The sequence below is a fragment of the Promicromonospora panici genome, assembly GCF_900608595.1.
Classification (GTDB): domain Bacteria; phylum Actinomycetota; class Actinomycetes; order Actinomycetales; family Cellulomonadaceae; genus Promicromonospora; species Promicromonospora panici.
This window is the reverse complement of sequence record NZ_UWYY01000017.1, coordinates 36,735-53,111: the sequence shown is the minus strand read 5'-3', so window position 1 is coordinate 53,111 and position 16,377 is coordinate 36,735. Positions and strand designations below refer to the sequence as shown.

The 16,377-nt window shown below is 71.3% G+C and carries 19 protein-coding genes and 3 tRNA genes; 11 read left to right on the top strand and 11 right to left on the bottom strand.

Annotation, left to right across the window (positions count from 1 at the left end; all coding sequences use genetic code 11):
* Window positions 1-149 precede the first annotated feature (149 nt).
* The 5 genes from EW117_RS19900 to EW117_RS19880 all read left to right on the top strand — a co-directional run bounded on the left by EW117_RS19900 (window position 150) and on the right by EW117_RS19880 (window position 4,552).
* Window positions 150-893, top strand: a complete 744-nt coding sequence (locus EW117_RS19900; protein WP_129788451.1) for an ABC transporter ATP-binding protein — start codon at window positions 150-152, stop codon at window positions 891-893.
* On the top strand, window positions 890-1,678 hold the full coding sequence (locus EW117_RS19895; RefSeq protein WP_129788450.1) for an ABC transporter permease: 789 nt from the start codon (window positions 890-892) through the stop codon (window positions 1,676-1,678). Before EW117_RS19900 ends, EW117_RS19895 begins: the two co-directional genes overlap by 4 nt.
* Window positions 1,679-1,705: 27 nt before the next feature.
* Window positions 1,706-2,506 (top strand): ABC transporter permease subunit, encoded by an 801-nt coding sequence (locus tag EW117_RS19890; RefSeq protein WP_129788449.1) that lies wholly within the window; start codon window positions 1,706-1,708, stop codon window positions 2,504-2,506.
* 113 nt (window positions 2,507-2,619) lie between these two features.
* A complete protein-coding gene (locus EW117_RS19885) occupies window positions 2,620-3,876 on the top strand; it encodes a sensor histidine kinase (protein WP_165362787.1) in 1,257 nt (418 codons plus the stop codon).
* On the top strand, window positions 3,863-4,552 hold the full coding sequence (locus EW117_RS19880) for a response regulator transcription factor (RefSeq protein WP_129788551.1): 690 nt from the start codon (window positions 3,863-3,865) through the stop codon (window positions 4,550-4,552). Before EW117_RS19885 ends, EW117_RS19880 begins: the two co-directional genes overlap by 14 nt.
* Before the next feature lie 187 nt (window positions 4,553-4,739).
* On the opposite strand, the gene EW117_RS19875 is transcribed toward EW117_RS19880, so the two are convergent.
* The 9 genes from EW117_RS19875 to EW117_RS19835 form a co-directional block, all read right to left on the bottom strand.
* Window positions 4,740-6,995: a peptidoglycan recognition protein family protein gene (locus tag EW117_RS19875; protein WP_207211954.1), complete on the bottom strand. Its 2,256-nt coding sequence runs from the start codon at window positions 6,993-6,995 to the stop codon at window positions 4,740-4,742.
* A 105-nt stretch (window positions 6,996-7,100) separates the two neighbouring features.
* Window positions 7,101-7,523, bottom strand: coding sequence for a MaoC family dehydratase (locus EW117_RS19870; protein WP_129788446.1), 423 nt, complete (start codon window positions 7,521-7,523; stop codon window positions 7,101-7,103).
* On the bottom strand, window positions 7,520-8,005 hold the full coding sequence (locus EW117_RS19865; RefSeq protein WP_129788445.1) for an FAS1-like dehydratase domain-containing protein: 486 nt from the start codon (window positions 8,003-8,005) through the stop codon (window positions 7,520-7,522). Before EW117_RS19865 ends, EW117_RS19870 begins: the two co-directional genes overlap by 4 nt.
* Window positions 8,006-8,029: 24 nt before the next feature.
* The gene (gene rpmG, locus EW117_RS19860) at window positions 8,030-8,200 is read right to left on the bottom strand and encodes a 50S ribosomal protein L33 (protein ID WP_013837798.1); all 171 of its coding nucleotides are present in this window, start codon (window positions 8,198-8,200) and stop codon (window positions 8,030-8,032) included.
* An 87-nt stretch (window positions 8,201-8,287) separates the two neighbouring features.
* Window positions 8,288-8,361 (bottom strand) — tRNA-Met (locus EW117_RS19855).
* A gap of 86 nt (window positions 8,362-8,447) precedes the next feature.
* Window positions 8,448-8,520 (bottom strand) — tRNA-Thr (locus EW117_RS19850).
* Between the two features lie 118 nt (window positions 8,521-8,638).
* On the bottom strand, window positions 8,639-9,094 hold the full coding sequence (locus EW117_RS19845; protein ID WP_129788444.1) for a hypothetical protein: 456 nt from the start codon (window positions 9,092-9,094) through the stop codon (window positions 8,639-8,641).
* The gene (locus EW117_RS19840; protein ID WP_129788443.1) at window positions 9,091-9,483 is read right to left on the bottom strand and encodes a hypothetical protein; all 393 of its coding nucleotides are present in this window, start codon (window positions 9,481-9,483) and stop codon (window positions 9,091-9,093) included. The genes EW117_RS19845 and EW117_RS19840 overlap by 4 nt, the downstream gene beginning before the upstream one ends.
* A 161-nt stretch (window positions 9,484-9,644) precedes the next feature.
* Window positions 9,645-9,726: transfer RNA gene (locus EW117_RS19835), tRNA-Tyr, on the bottom strand.
* Between the two features lie 126 nt (window positions 9,727-9,852).
* Between EW117_RS19835 and rarD the strand changes: the two genes are divergently transcribed.
* Window positions 9,853-10,755 (top strand): EamA family transporter RarD, encoded by a 903-nt coding sequence (gene rarD, locus EW117_RS19830; protein WP_129788442.1) that lies wholly within the window; start codon window positions 9,853-9,855, stop codon window positions 10,753-10,755.
* Between the two features lie 6 nt (window positions 10,756-10,761).
* Here rarD and EW117_RS19825 read toward each other — a convergent pair whose 3' ends face one another.
* A complete protein-coding gene (locus tag EW117_RS19825) occupies window positions 10,762-11,427 on the bottom strand; it encodes a polysaccharide deacetylase family protein (RefSeq protein WP_165362786.1) in 666 nt (221 codons plus the stop codon).
* Window positions 11,428-11,540: 113 nt separating this feature from the next.
* Here EW117_RS19825 and EW117_RS19820 point away from each other — a divergent pair, with 113 nt between their 5' ends.
* The 3 genes from EW117_RS19820 (at window position 11,541) to EW117_RS19810 (ending at window position 14,218) form a co-directional block, all read left to right on the top strand.
* A complete protein-coding gene (locus EW117_RS19820) occupies window positions 11,541-12,221 on the top strand; it encodes a response regulator transcription factor (protein WP_129788440.1) in 681 nt (226 codons plus the stop codon).
* Window positions 12,222-12,297: 76 nt separating this feature from the next.
* Window positions 12,298-13,734 carry a sensor histidine kinase gene (locus tag EW117_RS19815; RefSeq protein WP_207211953.1) on the top strand — a complete coding sequence of 479 codons (1,437 nt, stop codon included), beginning with the start codon at window positions 12,298-12,300 and terminating at the stop codon, window positions 13,732-13,734.
* Window positions 13,721-14,218 (top strand): GerMN domain-containing protein, encoded by a 498-nt coding sequence (locus tag EW117_RS19810; protein WP_129788439.1) that lies wholly within the window; start codon window positions 13,721-13,723, stop codon window positions 14,216-14,218. The genes EW117_RS19815 and EW117_RS19810 overlap by 14 nt, the downstream gene beginning before the upstream one ends.
* An 18-nt stretch (window positions 14,219-14,236) precedes the next feature.
* Here EW117_RS19810 and EW117_RS19805 read toward each other — a convergent pair whose 3' ends face one another.
* Window positions 14,237-14,755: a carboxymuconolactone decarboxylase family protein gene (locus EW117_RS19805; RefSeq protein WP_207211952.1), complete on the bottom strand. Its 519-nt coding sequence runs from the start codon at window positions 14,753-14,755 to the stop codon at window positions 14,237-14,239.
* A gap of 96 nt (window positions 14,756-14,851) precedes the next feature.
* Here EW117_RS19805 and EW117_RS19800 point away from each other — a divergent pair, with 96 nt between their 5' ends.
* Window positions 14,852-15,799: a sigma-70 family RNA polymerase sigma factor gene (locus EW117_RS19800; protein WP_129788438.1), complete on the top strand. Its 948-nt coding sequence runs from the start codon at window positions 14,852-14,854 to the stop codon at window positions 15,797-15,799.
* 95 nt (window positions 15,800-15,894) lie between these two features.
* Complete coding sequence (locus EW117_RS19795; RefSeq protein WP_129788437.1) at window positions 15,895-16,353, top strand: SRPBCC family protein; 459 nt, start codon at window positions 15,895-15,897, stop codon at window positions 16,351-16,353.
* The last annotated feature ends 24 nt before the right edge of the window (window positions 16,354-16,377 follow it).

Genomic DNA, 16,377 nt, shown 5'->3' with positions numbered 1-16,377 from the left:
TTGTGGGCGTGATCGTTGCGTCTACGCGCCCGTTTTGGGCGCAACGATCACGCCCACAACACAGGGAAGTTCAACCCTGGGGTGGCATCGGTGGGCACCCGCGGCTTCGTAGCGTCGACGTTGAGTCGTTCGCAGACCGGAGGTCGTTGATGGGTATTCAAGTGCAGTCACTGAGCAAGCGGTACGGGCGCACGTGGGCGGTGCGCGATCTGTCGTTCGAGGTGCAACCGGGGAGGGTGACCGGGTTCCTCGGACCCAACGGGGCGGGCAAGTCCACGACGATGCGGTCGATCGTCGGGCTCGACCGTCCCACCACGGGCGCGGCGCTGATCGACGGCGCACCGTATGCACGGCTCCGCGCCCCGCTGCGGGAGGTCGGGACACTGCTGGACGCGCGGGCCGCGCACCGGTCGCGCCGCGCCGTCGACCACCTGCGCACGGTCGCGGCCACGCACGGGTTCCCGGCGAAGCGGGTCGACGAGGTGATCGGGCTGACCGGTCTCGAGAGCGCGGCCCGCGTCAAGGCGGGCAAGTTCTCCCTAGGGATGGGCCAGCGGCTGGGGATCGCCGTCGCGCTGCTGGGTGACCCGCACACGCTGATCCTGGACGAGCCGGTCAACGGGCTGGATCCGGAGGGCGTGACGTGGATCCGCGGGCTGCTGAGCGCGCTCGCCGCCGAGGGGCGCACGGTGTTCCTGTCGTCCCACCTGCTGAGCGAGCTGGCGCTGGTCGTGGACCACGTGGTCGTGATCGGGCGAGGCCGGCTGATCGCGGATGCCCCGCTCATGACGCTGACGTCCGACGCCGGCCGGACCCTCGAAGAGGCCTACATCGCGCTGACCCGCGACGCCGTCGAGTACCGCGCGGGCGACGCGGACGGAGCCCGGTCATGAGCGCCGCAGCCACGGGCGCCGCCACCTCCACCGCCACGGGCGCGAGCTCGGTGTCCGTGGCGCGCGTCGTGCGCGCGGAGTGGACGAAGTTCCGCACTCTCCCGTCGAACCTGATCACCGTGGCCATCACCTTCGTGACGATCGTCGGGCTCGCCGGAGTGCTGCTGGCAGCGAGCGACGACGGAGGCACGGCCCTCGCGCCGGTCGACCTGCTGGCCGGGGTGTCGTGGGCCCAGTTCTTGCCGGCTGTCCTCGGCATCGTGGCGATCTGCTCGGAGTGGGCCGCGGGCACGAGCAGAGTCACGTTCCTGGCAGTGCCGACCCGGTGGCCGGTCCTGGCCGGGAAGGTCGCGGTCGTCGGCGTCGTCACCTTTGTCGCCGGGGCAGCCGCGGCCGCCGGGGCGCTCGCCATGGGAGCCGCCGCTGGAGTCGACGTCGGCGCCGACCCGGCACTCGCGATCCGGCTCGTCAGCGGAACCGGACTGTACCTGGGCACGATCGCGGTCTTCGCGCTCGGCGTCGGTGCGATCGTGCGCAACCTCGTGGGTTCGATCCTCACAGCGGTCGGTTTCCTGTGGATCGCGCCGTTCGCCGCCGTCATGATCCCGGTGCCGGAGGTGCACGAGCTGGCGGGCTACCTGCCGACGTCCGCTGGCGCGCTGCTCCTCACGCCCGACAACCCTGCCGTCGAGCTCACGCCGTGGGGCGGCTACGCCGTCCTGCTCGCCTGGGCGGCCGCAGCGCTCGCCGGTGCCCTGCTCACGCTCCGGGTGCGAGATGTCTGACCCGCTGGACCACCCGGGAGGAACCCGATGAACCGCCGAAGCACCGCCACCCCGATCCGCCCCGTCCTCGTCGGCGCGCTCGCGTCGGAGGCCGTGAAGCTGTGGACGCTGCGATCCAACCAGGTTCTCTCCGCTGTCGCGCTGCTCGTCATCAGCGGCACGGGCGTACTGCTCTCGTTCAGCTTGCTCAGCCGGACCACCGACGCCCGGTTCGCCGGTCGGACCGTCACCGCCGAGCCGATGCAGTTCGTGGACAGCGTGCTGTGGGCGCAGGTCGTCGTCGCCGTGCTCGCCGTGCTCGCGGTCACCGGCGAGTACACGTCGGGTCAGGCCCGGCTGTCGCTGCTGGCCCTGCCGACACGGTCACCCTGGCTCGCGGCGAAGGCCCTCGTGCTCGCCGCACTCGGGTTCCTGATCGGCGTGATCGGCGCGGCGATCAGCCTCGGTCTCTCGGTGCTGATCCTGACGGGTTCCGAGGTCGTGTACGAACCCGTGCTCGGTGAGTCCGTCTCGCTCGCGCTCCGCTCGGGTGCGTACCTCGCGGCCGTCGCAGTCCTCGCCATGGGCGTGGCCAGCGCGCTGCGCCACGTCGTCGCCGCGCTCACCGCCGTCCTCGGGCTCCTGGTCGTGGCCCCGCTGCTGCTGTCGTCGATGCCCGGCGTCCGGGAGGCTGCCGACTACACCCCGACCTACGCGGGGCGCAGGCTCATCTCCGAGTTCCCGTCCGCCGCGCAGCTCGAACCGTGGGCGGGGTTCGGGGTGCTGGTCGCGTGGGCGGCCGTGGCGCTGGTCATCGCACTCGTCGCGCTCCGGGCTCGCGACGCCTGATGCCGGCGACGCCTGACGTGCGGCGACACCTGACATGCGGCGTCGCCCGACGTGCGGCGTCGCTGCAGAATGGACCGGGACATGAGGCGGCACCGGCCGGGAGAGCGGGGACGATGACGACGGAGAGCCTGCAGGTCGACGCCGCGGACCTGGGGCGCCCGCCGTCGCGCGCGGCAACCTGGCTGCGCCGGCACCCGGTCGTGGTGGACGTCGTCGTCGTGCTCGCCGCGGGCGTGCCGCACCTGCTCGTGCTGCTCCTTGGGGCCGGAGCAACGGCCTGGTGGGGTTATCTGCTGCTCGCGGTCGCGGTCGGGGCCCTGTTGGTGCGCCGCCAGCGGCCGCTCACGGTACTGATCGTTATCGCGGTCGCGTGTGCGCTCAGCGAGCTGACCCAGCCGGGCTTGGCGACTCCGACGCTCTCGTTCGCCTTCGCTCTGTACACCGTCGCCTCCCGCGAGACCATGACCCGGACGCTGGTCGGCTACGGCGCGGCGGTGGCCGTGACCGTACTCGCGACCATCCCCGAGTCCCTCCTGGGCATCCGCCCGGACCAGGTCTCGCTGACGGATCCCGTCTCGCTGCTGGCGCTCGTCGCCGGGTTCCTGGTCAAGAGCCGGCGGGACCACACGCGCTGGCTGACCGAGACCGTGAACCAGCGGATCGAGAACGCCGCCCTGACCGAACGCACCCGGATCGCGGCTGAGATGCACGACGTCGTCGCCCATTCCCTCACCGTCATCGTCACCCTTGCGAACGGCGCGACCAGCGCCGCGCAGAAACACCCCGAGCGGTCGCGGGCGGCCGTGGAGCAGATCGCCGCGGTCGGGCGTGACGCGCTCGGCGACATGCACCGCACCCTGGCACTGCTGCGTGACGCCGACGCCGGGCTCGACGCGAACCTCCACCGCTCCGGGGACAACCTCCCGACCCTGGAGGAGCTGGCCGAAGGCTTCCGGGCGGCGGGGCTGCCCGTCACGCTGACCCGCACGGGGCCCGCCCTGCCGGACGACGCCGCTCTCCGGCAGGCCGTCTACCGGATCGTGCAGGAGTCCCTGACCAACACGCTCCGCCACGCGCACGGTCCCACCGGGGCGACGGTGGCGATCGACCACGGCGGCGGCGCCGTCGTCCTCACGATCACGAACGACGGCGGGCCGGTGACCCGGCCTGGTCCGCCCGGACACGGGCTGGTCGGCATCCGGCAGCGGGCGGCCGCCCACGGCGGTGAGGCCGAGGCCGGGCCCCGGCCCGGCGGAGGCTGGCGCACCCGTGTCGTCCTGGGTACCGGCGGGACGCGTGACGAGGGCGACCGTACCGAAGGGGGCGACCGTGACGACAGTGCCGAGGGAGGCGACCGTGGCGACGGCTGAGATCCGCGTGCTCCTCGTCGACGACCACGCCCTGATCCGCACGGGAAACTCCCTGGTGCTCGCCTCGACCGACGACATCGCCGTCGTGGGCGAGGCAGCGACCGGGGAGGAGGCCGTCGAGCTCGCCCGCAGCCTCCGGCCCGACGTCGTGCTCATGGACGTGCGGATGCCCGGGATCGGCGGCATCGAGGCCACGCGGCGCATCACCGGGGCACATCCCGGCATGAAGGTCGTCGTGCTCACCACGTTCGACCTCGACGAGTACGCCTTCGAGAGCCTCCGGGCGGGCGCGAGCGCCTTCCTCCTGAAGAGCGCGACGTCCGCGGAGCTCATCGACGCGATCCGTACGGTCGCCACCGGGGACGCCGTCCTCGCACCCCGCGTCACCGGGCGTCTCATCGAGGCGCACGTCGCTGGGCTGAACCGCCCCGGGCCGCACCTGCGGACGCTGCTCTCTCCGCGCGAGTACGACGTCTTCCTCGGTATCGCGCAGGGTCTGTCGAACCCCGAGATCGCCGACCGGCTCACGCTCGCGCTGCCGACGATCAAGACCCACGTCAACCGCATCCTCGCCAAGCTCGGCGCCCGCGACCGCGTGCACCTCGTCATCCTGGCGTACGAGCACGGGATCGCCCCGGGCCCACCCCGGCCCGACACCCCACCCGTGCCGAGGTAGAACCAGGGCGAGGTAGGACCAGGGTGAGGTAGAACCACAGCGAAGTAGAACCTGAGCACCACGCCGGCCCTCGTTCTACTTCGCTGCAGTTCTACCTCGCCAAGGTTCTACCTCGCCAAGGTTCTACCTCGCCAAGGTTCTACCTCGCCAGGGTTCTACCTCGCCAGGGTTCTACCTCGCCAGGGTTCTACCTCGGCGGGACCGGCGTCGGGGCGGAGGTGTAGGTGGCCGGGGCGTAGCCCTTGGCCGAGACCGTCACCTGGACCGTGAGCTCAGCGCCCCTGTCGAGGCCCGTCACCTGGTACCGGCGGCCGATCGCCCAGGGCACCGGCTCGCCGTCCCGCAGCCACTGGTAGGCGACGGCGACGTCGTCCGGCAGGTACGTCCCGGGGTCGGCGGTCAGGATCCTGCCCGGCCGGGCCTTGCCCTCGATGACCGGCCCGGACACGTCGGCCACCACGGGATCGTGCAGCTCGACGTCGGCCGCCTTGACGAACACGTGCCGGTGCGCCAGCCACACCTGGTAGTAGACGTCGTCGCCGCGCACCACCGTGCGGTCGCCCGGTCCCGAGCCGTCGAACGTGGCGGCCCGATAGTAGTCGGAGGCCACCTCGTCGTCGGCCACCGCGTACGTCTGGTCCACGCCGACCCGGTACTCGATCGGCGTCACCGCCTGTACCGGGACACCCGGGTACTCCTCGTACGCCGCCGCCTCCGGGTACGCCCTGCCGAAGACCGGCGCCGGGGCGTCGCCCGCCACGGTGATCGTCTTCGCCGTCGCCGGTACCACCACCGGGCGGTCGGCCGGGTTGTGCAGCCACGCCAGCGAACCGGCCCACCACACGCCCAGCCAGTCGCCCTCGACCCGGTCCACGACGAGCTTGTGCCCGGACTGCACGCGCGCGCTGATGTCGCTCGCGTAGGTCGTGCCGTCGGCGCCGTCCGGCTTCCAGCCCGGGTCCTTCGCCAGCGGCGCGTCGTCCGACGGCGACTGGTGCAGGTACCGGAAGTTCGTCCCGGCGCCTTCGACGCACGCACCGGAGCCCGGCGACGCCTCCTCACAGCCCGTGACGGGGTTGACGTTGTCGGCGTACCCCGTGCGCACCTCGACGACGTCGCCCGGCTCGACGTTGGTCGTCGCCTCCAGGTCGCCGCCGATGGGGGCGCCCAGCAGCTCGAAGTAGTGGTCCCAGTCCCAGTACGGGCCCGGGTCCCAGTGCACGTTCTTGGTGTACCCGGGCAGGATGCCCGGGACCTGGTCGTGCCCGATGACGTGCGCCCGGTCGAGCGGGATGTCGTGCTCCGCCGCCAGGTGCCGAACGAGCGCCGCCGACGACTGGTACATCGCCTCGGTGTACCAGGCACCCGTGCCCGCCCAGCCCTCGTGCTCCAGGCCTATCGAGTGCATGTTCATGAACCAGTTGCCCGCGTGCCAGCCGACGTCGGCCGGGTCCAGGTGGTTCGCCACGTGCCCGTCCTCGGAGCGCAGCGTGTAGTTCCAGGCCAGGTAGGTCGGGTCCTGCACCAGGTTGACCGTGGGCTGGTAGGCCGTCTCGGTGTCGTGGATCAGGATGTAGTCGAGCGACGGACCGCCCGCGCCGGTGCGGTCGGCCTGGTCGTGGTTGCCGTAGTCCGCAGTGCCGTCCGGGAGGTCCGGGGAGGCCTTCTCGTAGGGGGCGGGCAGCCATTCGCAGCCGAGGTCCTCGGGGCAGTCGGCCTCCGGGTCGCTGGTGCTCGCGGCTCGCGGCACGACGACGTCCCGGTTGCCCGTGAGGATCACCGCGCCGTCGGCGGGGGTCGTGGCCCCGGCGCCCTCGCGCAGCGTCGTGTACACGCGCGTCGCGAAGTCCTCGATGTCGCTCATCCGGGAGACGGAGTCCTTCCAGGCCGCCAGGCCGCCTGACGACGTCGCGGCCGGCTCGGCGTCGACCGCGCCGTCGTGCACGGCCTGGGCCTGGTACGACGCGAGCAGGGCCGCGCCACCGCACACGTTGGCCTGGGCGTCGGACTTCAGGGTGGCCTCGTCGAGGCCGGTCAGTGCCGCGGCGCGCGTCAGCTCCGGGGTACCTTCGCGCGCCGGACCCTCCTTGTCGTTGATCGCCGACAGGGGCAGGCCGGCGCCGTGCGCGTGGCCGAGCCCGTGGCCGGCCTCGAGGTTGAACACCCCGTAGCCGCCGTCGGCGCTCACCTGGTCGGCGTGCTGGTCCCAGCGGGACTCCATGTAGGACACGGCCTTGAGCAGGTCCTCGGGCACGCCCGTGACGTCGGCCGCAGCGGCGAACGACTCGTCGAGCGAGCCGGCGCCGAGGACCGGAGCGCAGGCGACCACTCCGCCATCGGGCGCCGTTGCCGTGGGAGCGGCGGAGGCCGCCGAGAGGGGTATGAGTGGTAGGAGCAGCCCGGCCGCTGCGGCCAGGGCTGTGTTGCGTCGTCGGGACGTCACGCGAAGTTCCTCTCGTCGGCTTCGTGCAAGCAGGACGAGAGAATCACACCCGATCGGGGCGTGCATGAGAAGGCCTGTGGGTGAAAATTCCGCAATCCGAACGAATCAGAGGCGGACGAGCACCTGGGTACGGCCGAGCACCTTGGCGCCGTCGACGGTGACGGCGAGGTCCACGCGGACGGTGCCGGCCTCGGTGTCGATCGCACCGACCGTGCCCGTGACGTCGATCGACGCGGCGCCCGGGTTCGGCACCTCGACGGGCTTGGTGAACCGCGCCTGGTAGTCGACGACGGCGCCCGGGTCGCCCGCCCAGTCGCTGACCAGGCCGACGACGCTGCCCATGGTCAGCATGCCGTGCGCGATCACGCTGGGCAGGTCGACGCTCTCGGCGAACTTGTCGTTCCAGTGGATCGGGTTGAAGTCGCCACTGGCACCCGCGTAACGCACGAGGTTCGCGCGGTCGAAGGTGACCGTGCGCGTGCCGATCACGTCACCGACCGCGAGTGTCGCGATGTCGGGGCGGCTCATGCGTCCTCACCTCGGATCGCCAGCGTGGAGGTGACGGTGGCGACAGGCTCGCCCGGGGTCTCGGCGTCCCCGACCGGCTCTTCGATGCCTGTCGGCAGCGCGAAGATCTCGCAGCGCGTGGTCACCATGCTGATGGCCCCACGGGAGACGATCCGGTCCACGTGCAGCACCGTCGTCAGCTCGTCGCCGGCGACGATCGGGCGGTGGTGCGTGAAACGCTCGTCCGCGTGGACCACGCGCGAGAAGTCGACGTCGGCCGCGGGGTCGCTGATGTACTGCGACTCGGCGCGCTGCGCCACGACGACGGCGAACGTGGGCGGAGCGACCAGGTCCGGATAGCCAGAACCCCGCGCCGCCACGAGATCGTGGTGCGCGGGGTGCGTGGCACCGACGGCACTGGCGAACTCGCGGATCTTCTCGCGGCCTACGGAGTAGGAGGCGTTGGCCGGGTAGACCCGGCCCTCGAAGTCAGCGTTCGCCACGTCGGTGTGAGCTAGCTACGGGACTCAGCGAGTCTCGCGGTGCGACGTGTGCTTGCCGCAGCGCGGGCAGAACTTCGCCAGCTCCAGGCGGTCAGGATCGTTACGACGGTTCTTCTTCGTGATGTAGTTCCGCTCCTTGCAGTCCACGCACGCCAGCGTGATCTTCGGGCGGACATCCGCGCTCTTGCTTGCCATGGCTCTCACCTCCGCGCCTCGAGAGGGAGGCGCCATGTGTCTTCTCGTCGTCCGGCAATGGACGCCGGACGGATGTACTTGCTTCGGTAGCGAGGGCGGGGCTCGAACCCGCGACCTCACGATTATGAGTCGTGCGCTCTGACCAGCTGAGCTACCCCGCCGCGCGTGACTGAACGCGAGGCCGTCCGCCGTTGTTCCTTCACCAGGCTACCGATGAAAGAGATGGACGACCCCGCGTCGATCACAGAGCCCCGAAAGGGAATCGAACCCTTGACCTTCTCCTTACCATGGAGACGCTCTGCCGACTGAGCTATCGGGGCGGCGAGGAAGACTCTACATGGCCTCCGGCCTGGCGTGAAATCGAATCGGGTGTGAGTTGTGCCGCGTCGCGCGCGAGTCTGGAGGCGACGGCCCACAGGCCCCGGCAACCAGAACCGGTCAGCCCAGGAAACCCTGGATCTCCTCGATCGCACAACGAAGGACTGCGCTCTGCGGCCCTTCCTCTCGTGCCAGTGCAGCAGTCCACTCGACGAACGAGGCAAGGAGCTTCATTACCGCTTCAGGTCCCCCTGGGTTGTCGAACGACGCCTGCACCCCGACGTCGTCGAGCACGAGGGACATCTGGACCTGGGACTCCTTGTGGTCACCCACGAAGGCCCAGAGATCGCGAGGGCCGGGGTACAGGAGCTCCTCGGGTTCCCCCGGACGAAGCTCGAGCTGGAGCCACACGTCGACCGCCTCGCTCTGGCCGAGTACGAGCCAACGCAGAAAATGCTGCCCGTCCATGCGAAGGAGTATCTCCGTCGGGCGGCCGTTCCAGAGGTCGAGCACAAGACCCCCGTCCATGTGACCGCTCCAGCTGTCGGGGACGCGACCACCGTTGATGACGCTCACGCCGCACCCTCCCCGTACAGGTCGAAGGCCTTCTCGAGGGCTGCCCTCTCGTCGTCGTTCCACGGACCCTCGACGCGGGGAGCACGCACCGAGACGTGATCCGGGTTGCTCGGGTTCGGGGTGTGGACCACGTCGAACTTCAAGCGGCGTAGGTGCCCGACGGTCGTGTAGCGGACACGGTCGCGAGGGTCTGGAGTCCACTTCTTGCGAACCAGGATGGCCGCCTCCGCCGCGGTGATCCGCCCACGGATCATCGACGCCTCTGTCTCGTCGTTCTTCGGCCCACGGAAGACCGCTGGGCCGGTCGCCGCGCAGCCATAGTGGGTCAGCTCCTCGTCATCGAGCAGCCGACCTGGTTCCTGAGCGATCGAGCGCTGGTCAATCGCCACGATTCCCCCGAGACGCCCCACCCATGAATCGAGGCTAGTCCGGAGTCGATCACTACGCCCGGCAGGGCTCTGTGCGAGCTTCCGCACCCCGGCCGCCGTCGGCCCCGTCACAAAGCGATGAGCCGGGACATCCATGAACGATGTCCCGACTCATCACGCGGTGGCGGGTGAGGGATTCGAACCCCCGTAGGCTGTGCCAGCTGATTTACAGTCAGCCCCCTTTGGCCGCTCGGGTAACCCGCCGCGAACGGACCCAACCATAGACCCCAACCGGCCCGCGCGAGAAATCGAAATGGCGCCCCGACCGGGTGATGAGGCCCACAGCCGACGCCGAGGTTCGGGCGGTCGTGGGAGACCTATCGTGACGCCGTGACACAACAACAGGATCGCTGGGGTCTGCCACTCGGCATCGGCGCCTACCTGCTCTGGGGCGGGATGCCGTTGTTCTTCCCGCTGCTGCAGCCGGCGGGCGCCGTGGAGGTCGTGGCCCACCGCATCGTGTGGAGCCTCCTGTTCTGCCTGATCGCCCTCGCCGCGCTGCGCCAGCTCGACGACTTCCGCGCGGCCCTGCGCTCGCCGCGGATCTTGGGCCCGCTCGCCGTCGCGGCGGCGCTGATCATCGTCAACTGGGTCGTGTACGTGTACGCCGTGCTCAGCGACCGCGTGCTCGACGCGGCCCTGGGCTACTTCATCAACCCGATCGTCACGGTACTGCTCGGCGTGCTGGTCCTGCGGGAACGGCTGCGCCCCGTGCAGTGGATCGCCATCGCCTTCGGCGCAGCGGCGGTGGTCGTGCTGTCGACCGGGCTCGGCGGCCTGCCCTGGATCTCGCTGTGCCTTGCGCTCTCGTTCGGCCTGTACGGGCTCGTGAAGAACCGCGTGGGACGCACCGTCCCGGCCCTGCCCGGTCTGGCGGTCGAGACGGCGGTCGCCACCCCGTTCGCCCTCGCCTACCTCGTCTGGCTCGGTGCGTCAGGGACTTTCGCCGGGCACGGCGCCGGCCACTCGCTGCTGCTCATGTCGACCGGCATCGTGACCGCGCTGCCCCTGCTCCTGTTCAGCGCGGCCGCACGACGCCTGCCCCTGTCCGTGATCGGCATGCTGCAGTACCTCGCCCCCGTCATCCAGTTCCTGGTGGGGCTGCTCGTGTTCGGCGAGCACATGCCGGCGGCGCGCTGGGCCGGGTTCGTGCTGGTGTGGGTGGCGCTCGTGCTGCTCACGGTCGACGGGATCCGCCAGGCGCGGAACGCGCCCAAGCCTGGTCCCGCCTGACGTCGGTCAGCATCCCGGGACGACGTCGAAGGTGTAGCCCGCCGCGGCCAGCTTCGGCAGTGCGGCGCGGAGTGCCTCGACGGTCTGCGTCCGGTCGCTGCCGCCGTCGTGCATCAGGACGACGTCGCCGCTCTGTGCTTCCAGCAGGCTGTCGGCGATCGCGTCGGCGCCGGGGCGGGTCCAGTCGGCGGTGTCGACGTTCCACAGCACCTGCGGCATCCCGCGTGCCGTCAGGTCGTCGCCCACCGCGGTGTCGGTGGCGCCGTAAGGCGGCCGGACGCACCGGCTGTCGGATCCCAGCCGGGTGAGCAGCTCGGCGGTGTCCCCGATCGTCTGGTCGCGGCTGCTCGTGTCGAGCGTGGTGAGGTCCTCGTGGCTCCACGTGTGGTTGGCGAGCACGTGGCCTTCCGCCACGATCCGGCGCCCCAGGTCGGTGTGCCGCGCCAGGTTCTGGCCGAGCGCGAAGAAGACGGCCTTGGCGTCGTGCTCGCTCAGCAGGTCCAGGATCTCGACGGTCTCGTCCCCGGGACCGTCGTCGAACGTCAGATAGAGCACCTTCTCGCCGGTGCCCGCGGCGACGGCCGGGCCGAGGGCGCTGTACGCGGTATAGCCGGCGATGGCCAGCAGCAAGGTCGCCGCGACGGTGGTCAGGAGTCGTCGTGTTCGCTTCATGCGTCCCACGCTCCGGCGGCCCTGTCCCGGCCCCGTCGTCGGAATGTCGCAACCATGTCGCAGAGCCCGCGGCGGCATGGCTGGGGCTCGGGGCGTCCTCAATACTGGGAGCCATGTCCCGCATCCTGTTGATCGAGGACGACCACTCGGTCCGGATCAGCCTCACCAAGGCGCTCGGTAGGTATGGGCACGACGTCGCCGCCGCACCCACCGGCGAGGAGGGCCTCCGGCTGTACCCGGAGCACGCGGCGGAGCTCGTCGTCCTCGACCTAATGCTGCCGGGGATGGACGGCTTCGAGGTGTGCCGCCGGATCCGCGCCGCCGGGACCGTCCCGATCGTCATGCTCACCGCCCGCGGCGACGACATCGACGTCGTGAGCGGTCTGGAGGCCGGCGCCGACGACTACGTCGTCAAGCCCGTCGAGCCTCGCGTCATCGACGCCCGGATCCGGGCGGTCCTGCGGCGCGGCGCCCCCGAGCGGGCCGGACAGAGCACGGCGGCCTATCGCGACCTGGTGATCGACCGTGCCGCCATGACGGTGACCCGCGCGGGCAAGCGGGTGGCGATGACGCCCACCGAGCTGCGCCTGCTGCTGGAGCTCTCCGGCTCGCCCGGCCAGGTACTGAGCCGGCAGCAGCTCCTGGAATCCGTGTGGGAGCACAGCTACCTCGGCGACTCGCGGCTCGTGGACAACGGGGTGCAGCGCCTGCGCGCCAAGATCGAGACCGATCCCGCCGCCCCCGTGTTCATCCAGACCGTGCGGGGCTTCGGTTACCGGTTCGGACCGGTGTAGGCCTCTGGACGACACACGAGGCGGAGACGCGGCCCGGCGGCCCTGGAGCTGGTGGCCGAGGAGCCTGCGCGCGCGGGTGATCCTGGCGTTCGTGGCGGTGGCGATGGTAGCCGCCACCGCGGCGTCCGCCGCCGGTTACGCCGCCGCGCGGGCGTCGCTCGTCGACGAGACGCAGCGCCGCGCCGTCGACTCCGTCCGCGACCAGGTCACCCGGCTGGCACCCGAGGTGGCGTACCCGCCCGACCAGCAGGCTCTGGACCGGCTGCGCGGCTCGCTCGGCGCGGACTCGATGGTCACTTTCGAGGAGCTGACCTCGGCGTCGGGCAGCGCGCTGGGCCTGATCAGCGACGAGCTGCGAGCCGACATCGCACAGAACGGCCGGTTCGTGGTGCAGCGGGTCGTCGACGACTCGGGCCCCAAGCTGGTGCTCGCCACTCCGATCTTGCTCACGGGTGTGGACGGCCGGCAGCGTGACTCCGGCATCCAGGTCTACGTGGTGCAGGACCTGGCCCCGACCCAGGCCCAGCTGGACCAGTGGACCCGCATCGTGGTGCTCACCATCGTGGCCGCCCTGCCGCTGGCCGTCGTCCTCGCGCTCCTGGTCTCCCGCAGCGTGCTGCGCCCGATCCAGCGGCTCGCGCACAGCGCGAACCAGCTCGCGGAGGGGAACCTCGGCACGCGCCTGACGCCGTCCGGCCGGGACGAGCTGGCCGACCTGGCGTCCACCTTCAACGACACGGCCGCCGCGCTGGAGCGGTCGGTCGGCGAGCTGCGCGACCGGGAGGCCGAGGCGCGGCGGTTCGTCGCGGACGTCTCCCACGAGCTGCGGACGCCGATCATGGCGCTGACCTCGATCATGGAGATGGTGGAGGCCGACGCACGCGACCGGTCACCGGAGGAGCTCGAGCTCGCGACGATGGCCGTCGACCGGACGCGCAAGCTGTCCCGGCTGGCCGAGGACCTGCTGGAGCTCTCCCGGCTCGACGCGGGCGCCGTCGAGCTCCGGCTGGAGCACGTCGACGTCGCCCACGTCGTCGCGGACACCGTCCGCACGCGGGGCTGGAGCGACGTCGACGTCATCGCGGCGGAGCCGGTACCCGCCCGGGTCGACGTGCGCAGGCTGGACATCTCCGTCGCCAACCTCGTGGGCAACGCCCTGCGGCACGGCAGCCCGCCGGTCGTGGTCGAGGTGCGGACGAAGGCGGACGACGTGCTCGTCGTCGTGACCGATCACGGCCCCGGGCTGCCCGAGGGCGTGGACGCCGACCAGCTCTTCGGCCGCTTCTACAAGGCCGACTCGTCCCGGACGAGGTCGGACGGCAGCGGGCTCGGCCTGGCGATCACCCTGGTGAACGTACGGTTGCACGGCGGCGCCGTCGCCGCGCGCAACGCCCCGGGCGCGGGAGCCCGGTTCGAGCTCCGCCTGCCCCGCCGGCTCGATCACCAGCTGGGTGACAGGCACGGACAAGGGCCCGGCGACCGGCCCGAGGAGGAGACCGATGTGGACGCGTAGACCCGGCCGCGCCACGGCGACGGCCCTCGTCCTGGCCGTGGGAACGCTGATCAGTGGCTGCGGCGTCGGGCCGAGCGGCGTCGAGGACGGCGGCGAGGCGCCCACCGGACTGGCGGAGGGCCCCACCCTCTACTTCGTCGACGCCGGCGGGCGCCTCCGGCCCGACACCCGGGACACCGGCCGCCTGGGGACGGTGCAGGGAGCGGTCCAGCTGCTGATGGCCGACGCTAATCCCACGGCGCCGGGTCTGCGCAACGAGGTCCCGCCGACCCGCACGCGGACAGTGGTGGAGGACGCCGGGGACTACGTGACGATCTACCTGCCGCTGCGCAGTGCCGAGATCAGCGCCGCCGGCGTCGACCAGATCATCTGCACCGCCGCGGCCGTGGTCGCCACCTCGGGCCGGGCGGTCGCCGACGTCGCGATCTCGGTCCGGCCGACCCACGGCGCCGCGGTGACCCGTCCCTGCCCGGTCGTCAGCTGACGGCCCGGGCGGCAGGCCTCACCAGGTGCCCGGCACCTGGCGGGTCGTCACGTTGAGGCGGTTGTAGAGGTTGGTGACCCCGATGTACAGCACCAGCGCGGCGAGCGCCTGCTCGTCGTAGTGCTCGGCCGCGCGGTCCCAGACGGCGTCCGGCACGGGGTCGGAGCTGTCGGCGAGCCGGGTGATGGACTCGGTGAGCGCGAGCGCCGCGCACTCGGCCTCGGAGAGATAGGGCGACTCGCGCCAGGCGGAGACCGAGGCGAGGCGGTCCTCCGACTCGCCGGCCTTGCGCGCCGCGCGCATCCCGAAGTCGATGCACCAGCCGCAGCCGTTGATCTGGCTGGCGCGCAGGTGCACGAGCTCCAGCGTGGGCGACGGCACGCCCTGCCCGTGGACCATCTGTCCCAGGCTGCGCAGCGCCTGCACGGCTCCGGGGACGAGCAGCGCCGGGCTCTTCATCCGCGACGTCATGGTGCGCAGGTGCGGGGTGGTGGATGCTTCGGGGGCGAAGTCGGGGGTGGTGGTATCGGTGGTCATCACGATCCTCTCGTCATGGCCGGAGAACCGGCCCGTCACATCGGCGCCCTGCGCGCCGTCACACCGATGACGCTTCCGAGAACGAGGATGTGACAGATGACCCCCGACGAGCTCGCCTCAGTCTTCGAGCAGCACCGCCCCCGCCTACGGGCGGTGGCCTACCGGATGCTCGGCAACCCCGACGACGCCGACGACGCGCTGCAGGAGACCTGGCTGCGTCTGAACCGCACGGGCTCCGCCGGCATCGACAACCTCGCCGGCTGGCTGACGACGGTCACCGGCAGGATCTGCCTCGACATGCTCCGCTCCCGGTCGACGCGCCGTGAGGATCCGCTCCCGACGGGCCTACCGGACGACAGCGCGCCGGAGATCCTGGACGACGACACCCCCGATCCGGCGCGGCAGGCCGAGCTGGCCGACATCGTCGGCCTCGCCATGCAGATAGTGCTGGAGAGCCTCGACCCCGCCGAGCGCCTGGCGTTCGTGCTGCACGACCTGTTCGCCGTCCCCTACGAGCAGATCGCGCCGGTCCTGGGTCGCTCGGTGGCGGCGGCGCGCCAGCTCGCGAGCCGCGGACGGCGGCGGGTGCAGTCCGACGCCGCGGTGGCTGGCGCGACGCGGGCCGACGCCGGCGGCCGGTCCGCGGCCGAGACACGGACCGACCGGCAGGTGGTCGAAGCGTTCCTCGAGGCCTCCCGCACCGGCGATCTCGCGGGCCTCCTCGCCCTGCTCGCGCCGGAGGTGGTGCTGCGCACCGACCAGGCGGCCCTCGAGGCGGCCGCTGCCAACGCCGACCGGGGTGCTCCGCTGCTGGCCCGCGAGGTCCGCGGTGCGGCCGCGGTGGCGGAGGCGTTCCGCGGCCGGGCGAAGCTGGCGGTGCCGGCGCTGATCGACGGCTCGGTCGGGTTCGCCGGGGCACCAGGCGGCATCCCGCGCTTCGTGTTCACGGTCGTCGTGCACGAGGGGCGGGTCGCCGCGATCGACCTGACGGCCGATCCGGCCGCCGTCGCCGGCATGCACGTCGTACTGCTCGATCCGTCCTGAGCAGGTCAGAGCAACCTAAGGTTGCATGTTCCCGCGCAGCATCCTAGAGTCATGTGCAACCAAAGGTTGCACTACACGACACTGGAGGAACTGAGATGGTGGACATCCTGCACCGGGTCGGCGCGACGGCGCCGCTGGAAAAGGTCTACGAGGCAGTTGCCACGCCCGAGGGCGTCGCCGCCTGGTGGACGAAGGACACGACCGGCGAAGGCACCGTCGGCAGCACCCTGACGACCGCCTTCCACGACGACGCGGGAACGTACATCGGGTCCTTCGAGCTCGAGATCACGGAGCTGGACCCGGCCGGGTCGGTGGACTGGCTGGTCACCGGCGGTCCCGAGGAGTGGATCGGCACCCACATCCACTTCGACCTCAAGGAGGAGGACGGCTTCACTATCGTGCTGTTCGGCCACACCGGCTGGAAGGAGCCGGTGGAGTTCATGAACCACTGCAGCACCAAGTGGGCCACCTTCCTGATGAGCCTCAAGAGGTTCGTCGAGACCGGAACGGGTGAGCCCGCCCCGCACGACGTGCAGATCAGCAACTGGCACTGAAGCGTGGTCTTCTTGCACCCGGAC